This is a genomic window from Blautia coccoides, assembly GCF_034355335.1.
GTDB classification, from domain to species: Bacteria; Bacillota; Clostridia; order Lachnospirales; family Lachnospiraceae; genus Blautia; species Blautia producta.
This window is the reverse complement of the sequence record NZ_CP136422.1, coordinates 2,842,090-2,859,915: the sequence shown is the minus strand read 5'-3', so window position 1 is coordinate 2,859,915 and position 17,826 is coordinate 2,842,090. Positions and strand designations below refer to the sequence as shown.

Sequence of the window (17,826 nt, the reverse complement as noted above, 5' to 3'; positions counted from 1 at the left end):
ATCAATGATATTCGTAATACTTTCTTATGCTTTACATTATACTTTTATTTTACGCCAAAAGCTAGACCCATCTGGTTCCACACCGCTTAGACAGGATAAACTGCTGCTGCCGATTTTAATTTTGATATTATTTCCAAATCCCCTTGACATTTATCTACTATAATTGTAGAATATACTTAACAACTACATTTGTAGAATTTTATATTTCCATACAATACATATAAGATGTCACAAAAGAAAAACCATAGTCATGTCTGCTTTTCAAGGGGGTTTTGTGTATGCAGGAATTTATTATCAATATACTCAGAATAAATATTATGGCGGCGTTCTGTATTCTTATCACCGCAGTCACTGCCAGGTTTTTAGGCCATAAATATTCCGCCCGGTGGAAATGTGCCATATGGCTGCTTTTATCCATTGCATTGCTGTTCCCTATAAATCTAACCGGGCATACCTCACTGGTGCAGATGGAAGTTCCGCTTCCGCAGCTGCACGGCACTGCCTTTTCTAACTGGAAAAATGATGATCCTGAAACTGCCTCTGCCGGCAGCGCTGTTATGAATGAAGGGGTTTCTGCTGCCGATAGCACTGATATCAATGGGAATACTGCTTATGCCCATGGAACTGATATCGGCGGAAATACGGCCAATGCCGATACTGCATCTCATATGCGGTCATCAAAGCAGACCTTTGCGTACCAATCCGCATATTCACAGCAGCAGAGTTTGCAGATTTTTGACAGTATCAAGGCAGCGGATCTCGACCGGATCATTGTCTTTATATGGCTGACCGGAGCACTGCTTCTTTTTACTTTTCATGCTTTTAATTACGCCAATGCACTCCGTAAACTGAGACGCTGGAGTTCTCCCATGCTGGATGAGATCACGCTGGACCTCTACCGTTCCAGATGTAAACTGCTTAAAGTTGACAAAAAACCACGTCTTTTAAAAAGCAGTGATCTGTCCACACCTTTGCTGGCGGGATTTCTGGATACCTGTCTGTATCTGCCAGATCAGGATTACTCTCCCCAGGAGCTGGATTTTATCTTCCGGCACGAGTTATGTCATTATCAGCGCAGAGACCTGTGGTTCAAAGGGCTTTTATTTGTGGTACGCAGTCTATACTGGTTTAACCCGTCTCTTTTATATATGCAGAGAGAAGCTGAGAAGGATCTGGAATTCACCTGTGACGAACATGTGATCCGGGACTTTCCTCAAACCTCCCGCCTACGATACAATGAACTGCTTCTGAGAACAGCCGCCCATTCTGACAAAAAGCTTTCCCGCCTGACTGCCGGGCTGAATGACAGTCTCTCTGGTTTTAAAGAAAGAGTACACAATGTAATGGATGCCGGAAAACGGAAAAAAGGCCGTATTCCCGCCCTGTTCCTTGTGCTGATCTTCTTAAGCTCTGTGCTTTTTATCGGCTGTTCCCTGAAAACCGGTGATACGTCTTCCGAAAATCCATCTGCCGCAGAGCAGGACCGGCCGGATGAAGCATCTGCTGCTTCCGGCAGCGCCAAAAAAGAAAACACAATTTCCCAGGACAGTTCTGCAGAAAAAGAGGAAAACCTCTCCGAAACGAAAAACGAGCCGATAAAAACAGCTTTGAAAACAGATACCCCCGAAAATCAGGATTCTAAAGACACAGACCTGAATATTACGAATCTTAAAGACACGAATCCTAAAAATACAGAGCCTGAAAGTGTAGCGCCTGAAAATACAGAGCCTGAAGCAGAATTAAATCCGGAAGAATTTGTAATATTTGACAGCGGCACAAAAGTGCTTACCCAGCAGGACACAGCCAATCTTTCCACGGAAGAACTGATGTATGCCAGGAACGAAATCTATGCCCGCCACGGTTATATTTTTACTGACCCTGATATCAAAAGCTATTTTGAAAGGAAATCCTGGTATAAACCGAAATATACCAAAGAGCAGTTTTCTGATACACTTTTTAATACAACAGAAGTACAAAATATACAGTTCCTGCTGTCACAGGAAAATGCCGGAGATGGACTGGCTCTTTATCAGGGGGATGGATATTCTTTTGAATATCCGGCAGATTGGCAGGATAAACTTGTTTTTGAGCCAACCCAAGTTGGAGTCGAAGGTGTTTTAAAGGAACAGTATGAACTGCGCCAGAGCGGCCAGTCTGACCTTTACGGAAATATTTTTACTATATCAAAGCATGAAACTAATGACCTTCCTGATGATCTCCAGTATCTCGGACAAGGTCCTGACGGAATGTATTATTACTTTTATATAACACAGGGCGTCACTCACGAAGAAACACCGGAGATGAATGACGCATACAGCAGACTGGATTTTTCCCGGAAAAGAGCGCAGGTCATTCCAGACACCTTCAACTTCAACTGACTGGTATGCCCCTATAAACCCAACAGGCTCCGCTGTCTGTATCAAACATATCTAGGATCATTTAAGCCCCGCCTGATGACAGCGGAAGTGAGAATATATACCGCACACTCTCACTTCCGGCTACCACAAGGCGGGGCATCTCTTTATACTGCCTACGCAGGTTCCTCCGCAAAATTTCCTGTATACAACTGGTAATACTTTCCTTTCTCCTCCATGAGCTGGTCATGAGTTCCACGCTCAATGATACGCCCCTGTTCCAGGACCATAATGCAGTCCGAATTCCGTACCGTTGACAGCCTGTGAGCAATGACAAAGGTAGTCCTTCCCTTCATCAGCCGGTCCATGCCCTGCTGTACCAGTGTCTCTGTCCTGGTATCAATGGAGGATGTTGCCTCATCCAGGATCAGGACCGGCGGGTCAGCTACAGCAGCCCTTGCAATGGCCAGAAGCTGCCTCTGTCCCTGACTTAAATTAGAACCGTCTCCGGTAAGCATAGTGTCATATCCATCCGGCAGGCGGCGGATAAATCCATCTGCATTTGCCAGCTTTGCCGCTGCCCTGCACTCCTCATCCGAAGCGTTCAGTCTGCCGTAACGGATATTCTCCATAACGGTTCCCGTGAATAGATGGGTATCCTGAAGCACCATGCCCAGAGAACGGCGCAGATCTGATTTCCTGATCTTATTGATATTAATATTGTCATATCTTATTTTGCCGTCCTGGATATCATAGAAACGATTGATCAGATTGGTGATGGTAGTCTTACCCGCACCGGTGCTTCCCACAAACGCAATCTTCTGTCCCGGTGTGGCAAATAATTTTATATTGTGAAGCACGATCTTATCATCATTATACCCGAAATCCACATCGTTGAAAGTGACATCTCCCTCAAGTCTCTGATAGGTGACTGTCCCCTCCGCTTTATGGGGATGTCTCCAAGCCCACACACCGGTTCTTTCTTCGCTTTCCGCAAGGCTGCCGTCCGGCTGTTCTTTTGCGTTGACCAGTTCCACATAGCCATTGTCCACCTCAGGCTCCGCGTCCAGAAGCTTGAAGACACGGTCCGCACCGGCCATTGCCATAACAATGCTGTTCATCTGCTGACTGATCTGTGTCACGGGCTGAGTGAAATTCTTGTTCAGTGTCAGGAAGGATACCAGCGTTCCCAGCGTCAGCCCTCCGAATCCCTTTAAGGCCAGAACCGCCCCCAGCACAGCACAGAGCACATAACTGATATTTCCCAGGTTGCCGTTCACCGGCATCATGATATTGGCAAAGGTATTGGCCTTATCGGCACTGTCACGAAGCTCCTCGTTCAGCTTTCTGAAGTCCTTCACACTCTTCTCTTCATGGCAGAACACCTTTACTACCTTTTGTCCCTCCATCATTTCCTCAATATAACCATTTACCCGGCCCAGATTTTTCTGCTGTTCTCCAAAGTACCTGCCGGATTTTCCGCTTAACTGTTTCGTGGTGATCATCATAATGCCGATCATTACCAGTGTCAGTAGCGTCAGAGGAATATCCAGCACGATCATGCTCACAAATGTGATCACAATGGTCACCGCTGAATTTACAACCTGGGGAATGCTCTGGCTGATCAACTGGCGGAGGGTATCCACATCGTTTGTATAGACAGACATAATGTCCCCATGGGCATGGGTATCAAAAAACTTAATGGGCAGGGATTCCATGTGGGTAAACAGATCCACACGCAGATATCTGAGCGTTCCCTGGCTGATGTACACCATGATCCTGTTATAGGCAAAGGCACATAAAACACCGACTGCATAAATTCCGATCAGCATGAGCAGTGCCTTTTTGAGCGGCCCGAAATCCGGATCAGACATTTTTGTCATAGGGATAATATAGTCATCGATCAATTTCTGCATAAACAGGGTCCCGGACAGGGTAGCCAGTGCCGTAGCCACAATACAGACTACTACCACGGCAAAAAGCCCTTTATAATTCTTCATCATATATCCAAGTGTCCGTTTCAGGATTTTCCCCGCATTATCCACTTTTGGTCTTGGCCCATGCGCGTTCATGCCCGGGCCTTTTACAGCTTTTACATTTTCTGCCATTATGCTGCACCTCCTGTCTTATTTCCGGCCTGGTCAAAATCACCACCGCCCCTGATCTGTGTATCGTAAATTTCTTTATAAATTTTATTATTAGCCAGCAGATTCGTATGTGTGTCAAATCCGTTCACTCTACCCTCATCCAGCACCAGAATCCTGTCTGCGTCCTGTACACTGGAAATCCTCTGGGCAATGATAAGCTTAGTGGTTCCCGGAATAGCTTTTGTAAACGCATTTCTGATCTTCGCATCTGTGGCAGTATCAACCGCGCTGGTGGAGTCATCCAGGATCAATATCTTGGGATTTTTAAGCAGTGCCCTTGCAATACAGAGCCTCTGTTTCTGACCCCCGGATACGTTGGTTCCCCCCTGCTCAATGTACGTATCATATTTGTCTGGAAACTGTTCGATAAATTCATCTGCGCAGGCCTGCCGGCACGCCTCTATGCATTCCTCCCTATCAGCCTGTTCATTTCCCCATCTTAAGTTATCCAAAATGGTTCCTGAAAAGAGCACATTCTTCTGAAGCACTACGGCAACCTGGTTTCTCAGTTCCTCCATGTCATAGTTTCTCACATCCTTGCCGCCTACGGATACAGAGCCTCCCGTCACATCGTACAGACGGCTTATGAGATTCACAAGACTTGATTTTCCGCATCCCGTTCCGCCTATGATGCCTATGGTCTCCCCGGCTTTGATGTGCAGATCAATGTCTGTCAGCGTCTCCTTGCCGCTGCCGTGTTTATAGGAAAAATTCACGTGGTCAAAGTCAATCCTGCCGTCCGGTATCACTTTATCCGGATTCTCCGGATTGACCAGATCTGCTTTGTCGTTCAGAACCTCGGCAATACGTCTGCCGCTTGCCGCACTCATGGTCACCATGACGAATATCATGGACAGCATCATCAAAGACATGAGGATTCCCATAATGTAGCTGAACATGGAAGTCAGCTCACCTGTGGTCAGGTCTCCCACAACGATGAATTTTGCTCCGAACCAGGAAAGGGCAACAACACAGAAATAGATGACAAACATCATCACAGGGCCATTCAGGGAGAGAAACTTCTCTGCCTTCACAAAAAGACTGTACAGATTGTTTGCCGCTTTGGTGAATTTCTCATTCTCATGATCTTCCCGCACATAGGCTTTGACCACTCGGATAGCGGAAACATTTTCCTGGACACTGGCATTTAATTCATCATACTTTTTAAACACCACATCAAATATTTTTGTCGTCCTGCTCATAACAAATATCAGGACAGCAGCCAGAACTACGATAGCCACCACGAAAATAAGGCTCAACTTCACGTTGATAAAAAAGCACATAAACATACTGCAGATCAGAGTAAACGGAGCACGGACCGCGATCCTTAAGATCATCTGGTATGCATTCTGTACATTTGTCACATCTGTGGTCATACGGGTCACCAGACCCGCGGTACTGTATTTGTCAATGTTGGAAAAAGAAAATGTCTGTATATTGTCATACATCGCTTCCCTCAGATTACACGCCAGTCCTGAGGAAGCACTGGCTGCATAGCGGCCTGCCAGAACTCCGAAAAGCAGGCTGAGCATGGCAAATACCAGCATCAGGGCACCGTACTGGTACACCTTGGAAATGCTGCCGGCCTCAATTCCCTTATCAATGATCGCCGCCGTGATAAATGGGATCAGAACCTCCATCACCACCTCCAGGGCAGCATATAGGGGTGTCAGCAGGGAAGCCTTTTTATACTGCTTCACCTGCGCAAGTAATGTCTTGATCATATTGTAAGCCTCCTGTTCATTCTACGATAGAAACCGCGCACTGCGAACCTTCCATTCACGGAATCTCATTGTTTCAGATTACTCAGCATCCTTCCCAGAAGTTCTGACAAAAGAAGCTTTTCTCCCTCTGTAAACCCCTGATACATACAGCCTTCCAGATTTTTAAAGCCCTGCTCTATCTCATCCTTCAGCTCATCTGCCCGTTCCGTAAGACAGATATGCTTCAGCCGTTCATCCGATGGGTCCGGCATGAAATCTATATAGCCTCCGTTCTTCAGTTTTTTCAGAAGAGATGACACATTGGCTTTGGAAAGCCCCAGGGATATATGAAGGTCTCTGGCGCATATGTTCTGTTCCTCATGGTCCGTCAGATATCCCAGCACATTACACTGGGCAGCGGACATGCCGTGTTTCACCATCATGGCATTGCCCAGGGACTCCATGGCCAGATTTAGCTTTTTCAGCAGACGCATCACATTTTCATCTTTTACATTCTGCATATTTCATCTCCTTATCTGAAACAAGTTCGCTTGCTGACTGTTTCCTTACAAACTAGTTTTACACCATTTTTCCTTGTATGTGAATTAGAAAAATGTTATCATTGATAAAGAACATTAATTAATATCACTGATTTATTTTTATAAAAAGGAGTTTCTATGAATACCGTACAGTTGGAATGTTATATGGCAGTGGCTGAGAATCTGAGCTTTGCCCGGGCTGCGGAACAGCTTCATATCACCCAGCCCGCCGTTACCCATCAGATCAATTCCCTGGAAGCCGAATTGGATGTCAAGCTGTTCAAACGCACCACCAGAACGGTGGAGCTGACCGCCCAGGGATGGGTCTTCTTCGGCTATGCCAAGGATATTCTGGCCAAGACAGCCCAGGCGAAAAACAGACTGGCGGGACATTTTGAAGACCAGATGCAGCCTTTTGTCATAGGATGCCACAGCCCCTTTGAGCTGACACTGCTGCCGGAGGTACTGCGGATGCTGGTCGAGTCCTATCCCCAGGTGCACCCTGATATTAAAATGGTGCCTTTCCAGGCTCTGCGCAATCTTCTGCAGGAGGAAACTTTAGATGTGATGCTGGGATTCGGTGAGGAAAAAGAAAAGAAAAAGACAGGCACTTATGTGGAACTGACCAAAGCGCCTGTCGTATGTGTGACTGCCCCGGATCATCCTCTGTCCTCCAAAAGCGCAGTCACTTTTGAGGAACTGTATGAAGGCCGCCTGGTTCTGTGTGATCCCCATAAGTCCCCTCCTGTGATCACAGAAATGCAGGGAAAGCTCATCAGCACACGTCCGCCCTCCCGGATGTTCTTCTGTGAAAATATTGAATGCGCTCTTGCTTTTGTAAAAGCAGGCCTGGGGTTTACCATTTTGCCGGATATGCCTCTCATGAAGGACAGCAGCCTGCGCTATATACCCGTAAAAAATGCAGCACCGGCATCCTTTGGGCTTTATTACAAAACCCTCCATAATAATCCGGTGCTGCGCAGTTTTATACATATTATGAAAGAATATTCACAGCCGCAGATATAACATGGCTGTAAACATCCTTTCATACAGCATTACTTCAAGCTTTACGATGGACTAGAGTGTGTTTGAAAATTGCTTTCGGCAAGCTGTGCGTCACACTTTGTGGGAGATTTGACCCTGATGAGGGAGGCGTAGCGGGCTACGTTGACCGAATTGGGGGCAAATATACCGCAAAGTGGGGCGTGCAGATTGTCGGAATGAATTTTCAAACACACTCTAGAGCGTGCAGATCGCGGGAATGAATTTTCAAACACACTCTAGAGCGTGCAGATCGCGGGAATGATTTTTCAAACAGGCTTTAGCCCAAATCTCCTGCCGCCTTTATCTTTACCCGGTTTGTATTGCCTGGGTAGTAGGCAAGGGGAACATCCTCCATATCAATGATCTCCACGGTCTCCTCTATGGCTCCGGCCTCCACAGCCATGGCTATGGCCTCTTTTCTGGCCTGAGCCAGGGCATCCTCTCTGGGAACCACGTCAAAGTCCAAAAGCTTTTCATAAGTTCCGCTCACCTTGGAGATGGCAGAACCGATGGCGTTGGCTGTCTGGGCATGTTCCGGGACCACGCTGCGGCTGGTTCCCTCAAGCTCCTTGGGAAGGATAAGGGAACCTCCTCCTACCATGATGACCTCCACGTCCTGACTGGAAACCTTCATGGCGTCAATGCCTTCCTCCACCATTGCCTTTATAACATCCATGACCCGCTTTGCAAAATCCGGGTCTATATGAGAGACCTTCTCTCTGTCTCCGATCTGTGCCATTCCCAGGCGGACAGCAATGTCTGTGGCAGTCATCACATCACCGCCGAACACCAGGGCTTTCTCCGTGATGCGGTATCCTACACTGTCAGGCCCCACCGTCACTGTGCCGTCCTCCTTCTGATGAACAATAGAACCGCCTCCAAGACCGATGGAAAATACGTCCGGCATACGGAAATTGGTGCGCACACCGCCGATGGTGACGGCAACACTGGATTCCCGAGGAAATCCGTTCTGGATAACGCCCAGATCCGTGGTGGTGCCTCCCACATCGATAACCACCGCGTTCTGTATTCTGCTCAGATAGCTGGCTCCCCGGATCGAATTGGTAGGTCCGCAGGCCACAGTGAGGATCGGATACTTCTTTGCGTATTCCATGGTCATCAAGGTGCCATCGTTCTGTGACAGGTACAGCGCTGCATTAGTCACGCCTTCCTCTTTCAGACTTTTGGCAAATCCATCGGTAAACCGCTCCGCGACTCTGCACAGAGCCGCGTTTAAAATAGTGGCATTTTCCCTCTCGATCAATCCCATAGATCCAATCTCACTGGATATGGAGATCCGCACATCCGGTCCCAGGATCTCTCTGCAAAGCTGTGCTGCCCGCAGCTCATGGTCATTGCGCACTGTAGAGAACACACAGGAAATGGCAACGGATTCCACCTTTCCTTTGATCTCCCGGAAAAATTCCGCTGCTGCCTCCTCATCAAAAGGAGCCAGTTCTTTTCCGTCATACTCAAAACCACCGCCGATCACAGCCACGGCCTTTGCTGCGGCCCTGATATCCTCCGCCCAGTCCACCATGGGAGGTATCCCAAGGGCAGCCGGCGCTCCGATGCGCAGAACGCCAATGTCCGCCAGTTGTTTTCTCTCCACAATGGCATTGGTACACTGGGTAGTGCCCAGCATAGCCATGGAAATCTCCTCTTTATTTACACCGGAGACCTGTAAAACTTCACGCACGGCACATACGATGCCGTCATAGATATCCTCTGAAGTGGGATGCTTAATCTCTGCCATCACCTCTAAATGTTCATTGATCAGGACCGCGTCCGTATTGGTTCCTCCTACGTCAATTCCCAGCTTATACATCTGTACGTCCTCCTTTGCAGCGTTCTTCCAGCGGAATATAATCCGTATCACAGCCAAAATACCGTGGTCCCACCAGATCCAGTCCTGCCTGGCTTCTCCACATCTCAAAGCATTTCAGCCCCACCAGCATGATCCTCTTGCCGTATTTGAGAGCATCCGTGGTGACCGGAACAAAGGTTTCCGTATCCACAAGACAGATAAGATCCGGCACAGTGGCTAAAATTTCTCCATCCACCACTGCGGTCAGATTTTCATTCTGAAATTCCACATAGGCCTGTCTTCCTTTATATTCCCCAATGCCCTCCAGACATACTTTTCCGAAATTAAATGCCCCTCTGGTCTCCCGGAGCACATCACCGATTTTTCCTTTAAAGAGCTTAAATCCCTCTGAAAGCTTCAGGAAATTTTCTTCCGGTGTTCCCTCCTCCATCTCTTTGACACTGCGGATCACTTGACCCAGCTTCTGGCTCCTGGTGACAATATTTTTCACAGCGTATTTCTTCAGCTCCGCACCGCTCATACAGTACAGCGCCACAGAAACAGAGCCGCCGCAGCTCATAGTCACTGATCTGGCCAGTTCCTCTGTCCATTTATTAGTTATGGTGTTGAATATGGCGGAATTGCCCTTCTCATCTGTGAGAGCCATAGGGCTTGCACTCATGCCGCCCATGGTAAATGTCACCATCTGCAGTTCAGGAAAGGCCCGCCCCATGCCATCCGCGTCCACCATGGGAAGTCCTATCCTGGCAGATGCCGCGATGGGGAGCATACTGTTCACACCGCCCGCCTCAATGGGCATAAAGGCATAGACCTCTTTTCCAAAAAACTTGGAGACCATGTCATAGAGCACCCGGTACTCATTTCCTCCGATTCCCTTCTCCCCCAAAATCGTAGGCGCGCCCATCATGGCGATAGGCACTATAAGTGCATCATCCGGCACTTCCTCCGGGTCCAGAAGTGTGACCGGACCGCATTCCCTGACAGCTCCCATAGCCACCAGCTTGCCAATATAAGGGTCTCCGCCCCCACCCGCACCCAAAAGGGCAGCTCCCAAGGCGATATCTTCAATTTCTTCTAATCCTATCTTCCTCAAAATCCCATCTCCCATCCAGCGGCTCAGAGTCTGTCTGAGACTTCTTGACCGCGCATTTTGTTTTTTTCTATTATAAACGCTTTTTCTGCCGCTGTAATTATGGATTGGGTTAAACTTTTTCACTGTCTTTTGTCCTTTTGGACAAAGCTGAGTCTCTGAACAGGCGGAGAACAGCCGCGGCTTCATAGAGACGCCCGGCCTCCGGCATTTTTTGTATCCTGTATCGGAAAAACTCATGGAGCTTTCCCACCCGGTATTTGATCGTATTTTTATGTACATACAGAAGCTCTGCGGTGCGGGCAATATTGCTGTCCGCGTCCAAAAGGAAGGTTTCCAGGGTCTTGTACAGCTCTTGATCCTGCTCCTCCAGCCCTTTGAGACAGGCTGTCTTTTCCAGGATCGCTTTTTCCCCTGCTTCCAGGGTTTGTCTGCAGGCATCTGCAAACTCCAGTTCACTTCCCGTCAGAATATGGCGGCAGGGATAGATACATCTGGCCTCCTCCGCGTATTCCGTACAGAGGAGAAAGGCGCTGCGCACCTGTGCCGTATTTTCAAGTCCCGGACAGCTTATGAAAAGGATATCTTTATCCGCCTCCTCATAGAATCCCTCCAGGATCTGTTCCTGTTCCGTTTTTGTGCGTTCCCGGCCGGTAAAGACAACTCCCAGCCCCTGATGGATGCCCGATATGCAGATATCGTAATACTGATCCAGAAATGTACTGGCGTGCCTCACCTCTTTTTCCAGGCTTCTGTTCTCCTTCTGTCCGTTTCTTTTTCCCGGCAGCAGAAGGAGCATATGATGAATGGATGTTACATCGATCCGGAAGATTTCCGCAAGCCTGCGCATTTTCACCGGTTCGTCATTTAAGATTGCCTTCAAAAGCTCCCCGATTCCCACATTGCCGTATCCCCTGCTCCAGACACCGATGAACAGCCTTACCGCCTCAGCGGCCTGCAGGCAGAGCTGGGCATGGAGCTTTTGGTCCTCACGGACAAGAAACAGGGTAAGTCCCGCATTGTCAGCGTCCCTAACCGGCGCGCAGAACACCCAGCGCCCGGAGGGAAGACGTTCCATCTCCTTTGACGACTCCGGAGCCTCCCCGTGGTAAAACTGCTCCAGTTCCTCCAGGGAGGATTTTCCCGCCTGGGGCCACACGGCCAGATTCACAGGACGGAAGCTGCCGTCAACCAGAAAAAGGGAACAGCGCAGCCTGTCACTCAGCATCCTGACCACAGCCTCCACGGTTCTCTGGCTCTCGGGAAGGTAGCCGAACCGCTCCAGCATCTCCCCCACCAGATAGGTATCCCGCTTCTGCTCACTGATTATGGCATGCATAACCTCTGTGATCACCTCACTATAGCGCAGGTCCATACGGTTTTCAGGCATACAGATAAGGACAAAGCCCAATTCATCCGCAAGGGATATGACTTCCGGGGCAATGCTCTTTAAAAAGATTCCCACATAGTACAGGATCAGACCCACTTCCCCGCCCTCATAGAGTCTGCGTATGGTGGCAAGCTGCAGGGGCACATCCTCCCTTGCATTGATAAATCCCGTTATGGTAATCTCCCCTCCGTAAAAATCACCGGGGAACAGATCGTCGTTTAACATCTGGGGATCCGCATATTCCAGAACAGATATGGATGTGACTACTTTTTTAAGCCCTGATCTCCCCGCTGCCACCCAGGCGTCTCCAAGGGAGGGAAGCTTCAGCAGATCTTCAACTGTGATACTCATCTTATCTCACTCCTCTCTGCTTCAAGGCACTTCTGCATATCCCCGGGAAGCGGCGCCTGTACCCGTATCTTCTCTCCTGTAAAGGGCTGAAAAAGGGTGACACAAAATGCGTGCAGGGCAGCCCGCCTGATTTTCTCCATACTGCCTCCGTACAGACTATCCCCCAAAAGAGGATGACCGGTCCATGCCATATGCACCCGGATCTGATGCGTCCTCCCTGAAGAAAGACTGAGCTTTACCAGGGAACTATTCTCCATTCTTTTAAGAACCTGATACCTGGTTACAGCAGTTTTACCCTGGGGGGACACACACATCTTCATCAGTTCCCCCTGCATTTTGTCTATCTTCCCCCGGATGATCCCCTCATCTTTTTCGGGACAGCCCTCCACGATAGCCAGGTATTCTTTCCTGAATTTCCCCTGCTGTTTCTGTTCTGCCAGTCTTCCCGCTGCAGCCTGATTCTTGGCAAAAACCACAATACCTGAGGTGTCCTTATCAAGCCGCCCTATACTCCGGATCCTGACATGCTCCCCTCTTTTTTGAAAATAATAGGCCAGCATATTGGATAAGGAATCCGTGTAATGCCCGTGGGAAGGGTGCACCACCAGACCTGATGGTTTGTTTACACAAAGCAGATCTTCATCCTCGTATAAAATATCCAGTTTTCCCTGTGTCGGCACAAGTTGCGGGGAGGCAGTGTGCTGCTCCTCCAGTTTTACATCCACCCTCTCTCCCGCTTTCAAGGCATATGTGATCCTCGCTTTCACGCCGCCCACACAGATTCCGTTCTCCCTGAACTTTGCCTGTTTTATCTGCCGTTTTGTAAGACCCATATCGTGAAGCAGAAAGTCTGAAAGCGTACAGTCCCTTCCTGCTGTTTTACTCCATATCTTTTCCATATCCTCATCCCTGTGCGTGTTCTGATTCTTCCTTTTCTATCTTTTTTCATTCTAACAGAGTCCGCCAAATGCGTAAAGAAAATAAAAGAAAACCTCTTTCAGAACCCTTCTTCCCGTGATAGAATGGGGTTATATCAATCCGGGCATAAAGGGGGATATATTATGCAGATCAGCAGCCTACACATAAAGAATTTTAAATACATACGGGACATGGAAATCCGTGACATCGAAAACGCCCTGATCCTGGTGGGGAAAAACAATACAGGAAAAACCTCCGTGCTGGATGCTGTGCGTGCGGTGAACGGTTCTTACCAGGTGCGAGAAAGTGACTTCAATGAAAAAAAGCAGCGGATCGAGATCTCCATGACCTTGTCCATCTCCAGGGAAGACCTGCAGATGCTGCACCACCATGGGCGTGTGAGTGTCTACCGAAGATATACCGCCTGGTATGAGGATTTCTGCAAAAAGCTGCCCTCCTACCAGAACGGAAGCCTGACCTTTACCTACACCGTCAATGTACTTGGGCAGGAACGATTGAGCGATGGTCACGAAAAGCACAACAAGTATATCCGGCAGGTGCTTCCGCAGATTTACTACATCGGAACGGACAGACGGCTGGAACATCTTCAGAAGGACCTGCTGGCCTTTGAGGAGGATGAACAGTTAAAGAGAATGCGCTCCGACGTCTGCCTGTTTGAGAGCAGCAAGCACTGCAGCCGCTGCTTCCAGTGCATCGGCCTGATCGATCAGAAACGCCCTGAAGAGCTGACTGCCTTTGAGACCGCTAAACTGCTGGAATACAAGCTCTGCCAGATGAACTTGACAGATTTTGCCAGACAAGTTAATGCCAGCTTCCACCGAAACGGCGGTTTTGATGAGATCCGCTATACCATGCGCTGCAACATTGACGAAATGTGTTCCGTAACCGCAGAAGCTTACAACACCAAACGCCGTACCGCAACCCCGGTGGAACACATGGGAGAAGGCATGCGCAGTATCTATATGCTCTCTCTTCTGGAGGCCTACACCCAGGACAACAACCGGATCCCCAGCGTCATTCTGGTCAAAGACCCTGAGACCTTCCTCCATCCGGAGCTGCAGAAAAAGGCCGGAGAAATTCTGTACCGGCTGTCCAAAAAGAATCAGATTTTGTTTTCCACCCATTCCCCGGATATGATCTTCAATTTCAGCAGCCACCAGATACGGCAGGTAGTTCTGGATGAGCAATACTATACCATTTTACGGGAACGGACAGATATGAACCGTATTTTAGACGATCTGGGCTTCAACGCCAGTGACCTTTTGAATGTAAGCTTTGTCTTTATTGTGGAGGGTAAGCAGGATAAGAGCCGCCTTCCTCTGCTCCTGAGGAAATACTACTCGGAAATCACAGCTCCGGACGGCAGCCTTTTCCGGATCGCCATTATCACCACCAACAGCTGCACCAACATCAAAACTTACGCCAATTTAAAGTACATGAACCAGATCTACCTGCGTGACCAGTTTTTGATGATCCGGGACGGGGACGGCAAAAGCAGAAGCGAACTGGCTTCACAGCTCTGCCGCTACTATGAGGCAAGGAATTTGGAAGATGTGGACCATCTCCCCAGAGTTGCCCCGAAAAATGTGCTGATCCTGAAATACTATTCCTTTGAAAACTATTTTCTCAACCCTTCTGTTATGGTACAGATTGGGGTATTGGAAAAAGAAGAGGATTTCTACAGGATCCTCCTGGAAAAGTGGAAGGCATATCTCTATAAACTCAGGAGCGGACGCCATCTGACAGAGATTCTGGGTTTTGAAATCCAGACCGAGGAAGACCTCAAAAACCATATGGAAGAATTTAAGATTTATATGCGGGGCCACAATCTGTTTGATATCTTCTACGGTCCCTATAAAGCAGAGGAGCAGGAACTTCTAAAGCGTTATATCGACCTGGCTCCCAGGGAGGATTTCAGAGATATCCTGGACGCGGTTGACCATTTCATCTATTTTGACAGCAGAAAAAAACAGTAAACCAGAATACCGGAGTCTGTGACCGCCATCCGGTCAGGACACCGTGCCCGGCATGAAAAGGGGGCAGCCGCATGAAACAACGTGCGTCTGCCCCTTATTTATGTTTCTTCCATCTCAGGAACATAGACGGCATACCCGCCTTTTCCACTCCTTTTTGCTTTATAAAGAGCAATATCAGCTCTGCGGTACAGCTCTTGGAAATTCTCGCAGCCTTCTGTCATGACCGCTCCCATACTCCCGTGCACCGGGTAGTCCTCTTTTTCACCTGTATAGAGGGTTTCCCATTTCTTTACAATTGCGTCCAGGATCATGGTTAGCTGCTGATTCCTCTGAACGTTAATGAGAAACACCATAAATTCATCTCCGCCGATCCTGCCCACAATATCCGTAGAGCGGAATGTCCGGTGCAGAACATCCGCAAAGCGGACAATCGCTCGGTCTCCCTGGGCATGTCCAAGTGTATCATTGATCCGTTTCAGGTTGTCCATATCCACAACGAGAAGCGCGCAGACACTGCCCCTGTATTTTCTGAGGGCATGGGTGATCAGTTCCTCTGTGGCCATTTTATTATAGAGTCCTGTCATGGAATCTGTCTCGGCACGCAGTCTGAGAGCCTCTTTCTCCCTCATACTTTCATCAATATTCATCATCTTTCCCAGAATACGCACGACTCTTCCCCTGTCATCCGCAAAAATACTGGTAAGGAGTGAAAACCAGATATAGACACCGGCAGAATTGCAGAAACGTATATTCCGGGTCATAACACCCTTTTTGCTGCTGGACTGGGGCAGTATCCTGGAAAACGAGGTCACATCATCAGGATATACCCATTTCCCGTCTAAAAAAGACTGGTAATCCGGTTTTATACCCAGTATCTTTTCAAAGTTTTCATTGAATTCCAGTGTGTGTTCCAGATAATTGATCTCGAATACCAACACATCCGAATCTCTGGCCAAAAGCCTGAATCTCTCCTCAGAGACCTCCAGCTTTTCTTTTTCCTCCATAAGCTTCCGAGTCTGTGCCTTTAAAATCTTTCTCTCTGTCCTGAAGAGATAAAACAAAAGTAAAAAGCTCAGTAAAAAAGAAGCTGCAAATGCAATATTCAGCCTTACTGAATAGGCTCTCACAAATGAATAGGAGGAATCCACCTCACTTCGCTTCATGGCAGACAAAAGCGTCCACCCGTTATATCCAAACGGGGTCTGGGTCACATAATACTGCTGCGATTTTTCCTGAAGCAGGGAGACCATTTTTTTTCCGTCCCGGGCTGCCTGTTTCATATCCTCTACGGAATGCCCATCCAGAAAAGCTTCCTTCTGTGTCTTCTCAAATACATTCTCCTGGCTCTTATCCCCTACCGTGATCCGTCCGTCTTTTGACGCCACTATGACCTCACCCTTCCCATTGATGAGCACACTGGCATCGTTCCGCTTAAAAATATCATGCAGAAACAAGGTTCCGAACTGCTCTGCCGTATAAGATCCGCAGAGCACTCCCGTGATCTCTCCCTGGGGATTTTTAATGGGAACAGCCAGAAGAACACACAGATATCCGTCTTCCATACTGGATATAAACGGCTCTGATATGGTCTGTTCCCCCTGCAGCGCTTCCCTAAATTCCTTCAAGTCTTTGATATTCTTCTGAATACCATCATCCGTCATTCCATTGCCATCCGGATCGGCCATGGTAATGCGGTAAAATTCCTGAGTCTGCCTGATGGCATTGGCTGCGCTCAGAAAGGTATCTGTGTCCTCTATTCCCGCCTGTCCCAGATAGCTTGCAAAAGCACCAAGGGAATTAAACTGGCCTGTAAGCACAGTCCCCACATAATCCGCCTGCTGCTGCGCATAGCTCTCCAGAGTTGCGTGAATCTCTCTGTTCACTCGGAGATTTGTCTTCTGATTATAATACATCACTACCACTGCAAGAAAAACTGCCAATACAACAAACACACACAGCGTCAGCTCTGCCCGGGTATGTTTCCTTTTTTTCGTCATACATGTACCATACTCTTTCCTCCGCTCACATTTCCTTGTACAACTACGCGTATTCCATATTTTTCTTATGTATTTTTATCTGTCAGAAGCGGTTCTGTTCCATTTTTTCCATTTTCTCTTCTGTAAGCAGAAAAATCTTCACCTCTGCCTCGCAATCAGCCAATTCCTCCTCCGTCATTTCAGTTACAGCAGCCACCCGGCTTTTTCCGTCTCTGATCTCCCACTGCGCGTCCTGAAAGATCAGATCATCCCCCTCTGCATCTCTTTCTGTATCCGGCGCAGCGCGAAGTGTCACAGAAAAAGGTGATATCCCCTGCTCCATATTCCGCCTGTGTATGGCCGCCTTCTCAAGCGTCTCCTCCCGAAAAGGATACGCCCGGAAAAGCTCTGCCAGATCTGTCATGGTGACAAACCCTCTGAAATAATAGTCATTTTCCTGTACCGCCTGCTGCAGTCTCAACCTCATGA

Annotated in this window: 14 protein-coding genes and 1 pseudogene; 5 read left to right on the top strand and 10 right to left on the bottom strand. The window is 48.3% G+C overall.

Translation table 11 applies throughout. The features are described from left to right. The first annotated feature begins 278 nt into the window (after nt 1–278). Nucleotides 279–2,378: a M56 family metallopeptidase gene (locus BLCOC_RS12660; protein ID WP_115622385.1), complete on the top strand. Its 2,100-nt coding sequence runs from the start codon at nt 279–281 to the stop codon at nt 2,376–2,378. A 152-nt stretch (nt 2,379–2,530) separates the two neighbouring features. Here BLCOC_RS12660 and BLCOC_RS12655 read toward each other — a convergent pair whose 3' ends face one another. The 3 genes from BLCOC_RS12655 to BLCOC_RS12645 all read right to left on the bottom strand — a co-directional run bounded on the left by BLCOC_RS12655 (nt 2,531) and on the right by BLCOC_RS12645 (nt 6,725). Next, the gene (locus BLCOC_RS12655) at nt 2,531–4,426 is read right to left on the bottom strand and encodes an ABC transporter ATP-binding protein (protein ID WP_369846313.1); all 1,896 of its coding nucleotides are present in this window, start codon (nt 4,424–4,426) and stop codon (nt 2,531–2,533) included. Nucleotides 4,427–4,461: 35 nt separating this feature from the next. Further along, a complete protein-coding gene (locus BLCOC_RS12650) occupies nt 4,462–6,225 on the bottom strand; it encodes an ABC transporter ATP-binding protein (protein WP_018594363.1) in 1,764 nt (587 codons plus the stop codon). Nucleotides 6,226–6,290: 65 nt separating this feature from the next. Beyond that, entirely contained in the window at nt 6,291–6,725 is a 435-nt protein-coding gene (locus tag BLCOC_RS12645) for a MarR family winged helix-turn-helix transcriptional regulator (protein WP_018594364.1), read from the bottom strand. Nucleotides 6,726–6,881: 156 nt separating this feature from the next. Here BLCOC_RS12645 and BLCOC_RS12640 point away from each other — a divergent pair, with 156 nt between their 5' ends. Beyond that, nucleotides 6,882–7,769 (top strand): LysR family transcriptional regulator, encoded by an 888-nt coding sequence (locus BLCOC_RS12640; protein WP_115622383.1) that lies wholly within the window; start codon nt 6,882–6,884, stop codon nt 7,767–7,769. A 41-nt stretch (nt 7,770–7,810) separates the two neighbouring features. Here the strand turns inward: BLCOC_RS12640 and BLCOC_RS27580 are convergent, their stop codons facing one another. Continuing rightward, entirely contained in the window at nt 7,811–7,933 is a 123-nt protein-coding gene (locus BLCOC_RS27580) for a DUF6783 domain-containing protein (protein ID WP_322255281.1), read from the bottom strand. Between BLCOC_RS27580 and BLCOC_RS27575 the strand changes: the two are divergent. Both BLCOC_RS27575 and BLCOC_RS27775 read left to right on the top strand, forming a co-directional pair. Further along, nucleotides 7,892–8,008 (top strand): annotated as a pseudogene (locus BLCOC_RS27575) (DUF6783 domain-containing protein); the annotation flags it as partial. The gene BLCOC_RS27580 and the pseudogene BLCOC_RS27575 sit on opposite strands and share 42 nt — an antisense overlap. After that, nucleotides 8,005–8,049, top strand: coding sequence for a hypothetical protein (locus BLCOC_RS27775; protein WP_369846310.1), 45 nt, complete (start codon nt 8,005–8,007; stop codon nt 8,047–8,049). The pseudogene BLCOC_RS27575 and the gene BLCOC_RS27775, both read left to right, overlap by 4 nt. A gap of 15 nt (nt 8,050–8,064) precedes the next feature. On the opposite strand, the gene BLCOC_RS12625 is transcribed toward BLCOC_RS27775, so the two are convergent. From BLCOC_RS12625 to BLCOC_RS12610, 4 genes are all read right to left on the bottom strand, one after another. Continuing rightward, nucleotides 8,065–9,615, bottom strand: a complete 1,551-nt coding sequence (locus tag BLCOC_RS12625; protein WP_115622382.1) for a hydantoinase/oxoprolinase N-terminal domain-containing protein — start codon at nt 9,613–9,615, stop codon at nt 8,065–8,067. Next, nucleotides 9,608–10,708, bottom strand: a complete 1,101-nt coding sequence (locus BLCOC_RS12620; RefSeq protein ID WP_018594367.1) for a DUF917 domain-containing protein — start codon at nt 10,706–10,708, stop codon at nt 9,608–9,610. Before BLCOC_RS12620 ends, BLCOC_RS12625 begins: the two co-directional genes overlap by 8 nt. A 109-nt stretch (nt 10,709–10,817) precedes the next feature. Beyond that, a complete protein-coding gene (locus BLCOC_RS12615) occupies nt 10,818–12,446 on the bottom strand; it encodes a PucR family transcriptional regulator (RefSeq protein ID WP_115622381.1) in 1,629 nt (542 codons plus the stop codon). Continuing rightward, nucleotides 12,443–13,345, bottom strand: a complete 903-nt coding sequence (locus BLCOC_RS12610) for an RluA family pseudouridine synthase (protein ID WP_115622380.1) — start codon at nt 13,343–13,345, stop codon at nt 12,443–12,445. Before BLCOC_RS12610 ends, BLCOC_RS12615 begins: the two co-directional genes overlap by 4 nt. Nucleotides 13,346–13,507: 162 nt before the next feature. Here BLCOC_RS12610 and BLCOC_RS12605 point away from each other — a divergent pair, with 162 nt between their 5' ends. Further along, on the top strand, nt 13,508–15,361 hold the full coding sequence (locus BLCOC_RS12605; RefSeq protein ID WP_115622379.1) for an ATP-dependent nuclease: 1,854 nt from the start codon (nt 13,508–13,510) through the stop codon (nt 15,359–15,361). Between the two features lie 98 nt (nt 15,362–15,459). On the opposite strand, the gene BLCOC_RS12600 is transcribed toward BLCOC_RS12605, so the two are convergent. Together BLCOC_RS12600 and BLCOC_RS12595 are read right to left on the bottom strand one after the other, a co-directional pair. After that, nucleotides 15,460–17,358: a sensor domain-containing diguanylate cyclase gene (locus BLCOC_RS12600; protein WP_115622378.1), complete on the bottom strand. Its 1,899-nt coding sequence runs from the start codon at nt 17,356–17,358 to the stop codon at nt 15,460–15,462. Between the two features lie 82 nt (nt 17,359–17,440). Next, nucleotides 17,441–17,824: a hypothetical protein gene (locus BLCOC_RS12595; protein WP_044953913.1), complete on the bottom strand. Its 384-nt coding sequence runs from the start codon at nt 17,822–17,824 to the stop codon at nt 17,441–17,443. Nucleotides 17,825–17,826: the final 2 nt, after the last annotated feature.

Bases quoted from the DNA above. Each gene is read 5' to 3' on its own strand.
- BLCOC_RS12660 (WP_115622385.1), top strand. From the start codon at position 279: ATGCAGGAATTTATTATCAATATACTCAGAATAAATATTATGGCGGCG.
- BLCOC_RS12655 (WP_369846313.1), bottom strand. From the start codon at position 4,426: ATGAACGCGCATGGGCCAAGACCAAAAGTGGATAATGCGGGGAAAATC.
- BLCOC_RS12650 (WP_018594363.1), bottom strand. From the start codon at position 6,225: ATGATCAAGACATTACTTGCGCAGGTGAAGCAGTATAAAAAGGCTTCC.
- BLCOC_RS12645 (WP_018594364.1), bottom strand. From the start codon at position 6,725: ATGCAGAATGTAAAAGATGAAAATGTGATGCGTCTGCTGAAAAAGCTA.
- BLCOC_RS12640 (WP_115622383.1), top strand. From the start codon at position 6,882: ATGAATACCGTACAGTTGGAATGTTATATGGCAGTGGCTGAGAATCTG.
- BLCOC_RS12625 (WP_115622382.1), bottom strand. From the start codon at position 9,615: ATGTATAAGCTGGGAATTGACGTAGGAGGAACCAATACGGACGCGGTC.
- BLCOC_RS12615 (WP_115622381.1), bottom strand. From the start codon at position 12,446: ATGAGTATCACAGTTGAAGATCTGCTGAAGCTTCCCTCCCTTGGAGAC.
- BLCOC_RS12610 (WP_115622380.1), bottom strand. From the start codon at position 13,345: ATGGAAAAGATATGGAGTAAAACAGCAGGAAGGGACTGTACGCTTTCA.
- BLCOC_RS12605 (WP_115622379.1), top strand. From the start codon at position 13,508: ATGCAGATCAGCAGCCTACACATAAAGAATTTTAAATACATACGGGAC.
- BLCOC_RS12600 (WP_115622378.1), bottom strand. From the start codon at position 17,358: ATGACGAAAAAAAGGAAACATACCCGGGCAGAGCTGACGCTGTGTGTG.
- BLCOC_RS12595 (WP_044953913.1), bottom strand. From the start codon at position 17,824: ATGAGGTTGAGACTGCAGCAGGCGGTACAGGAAAATGACTATTATTTC.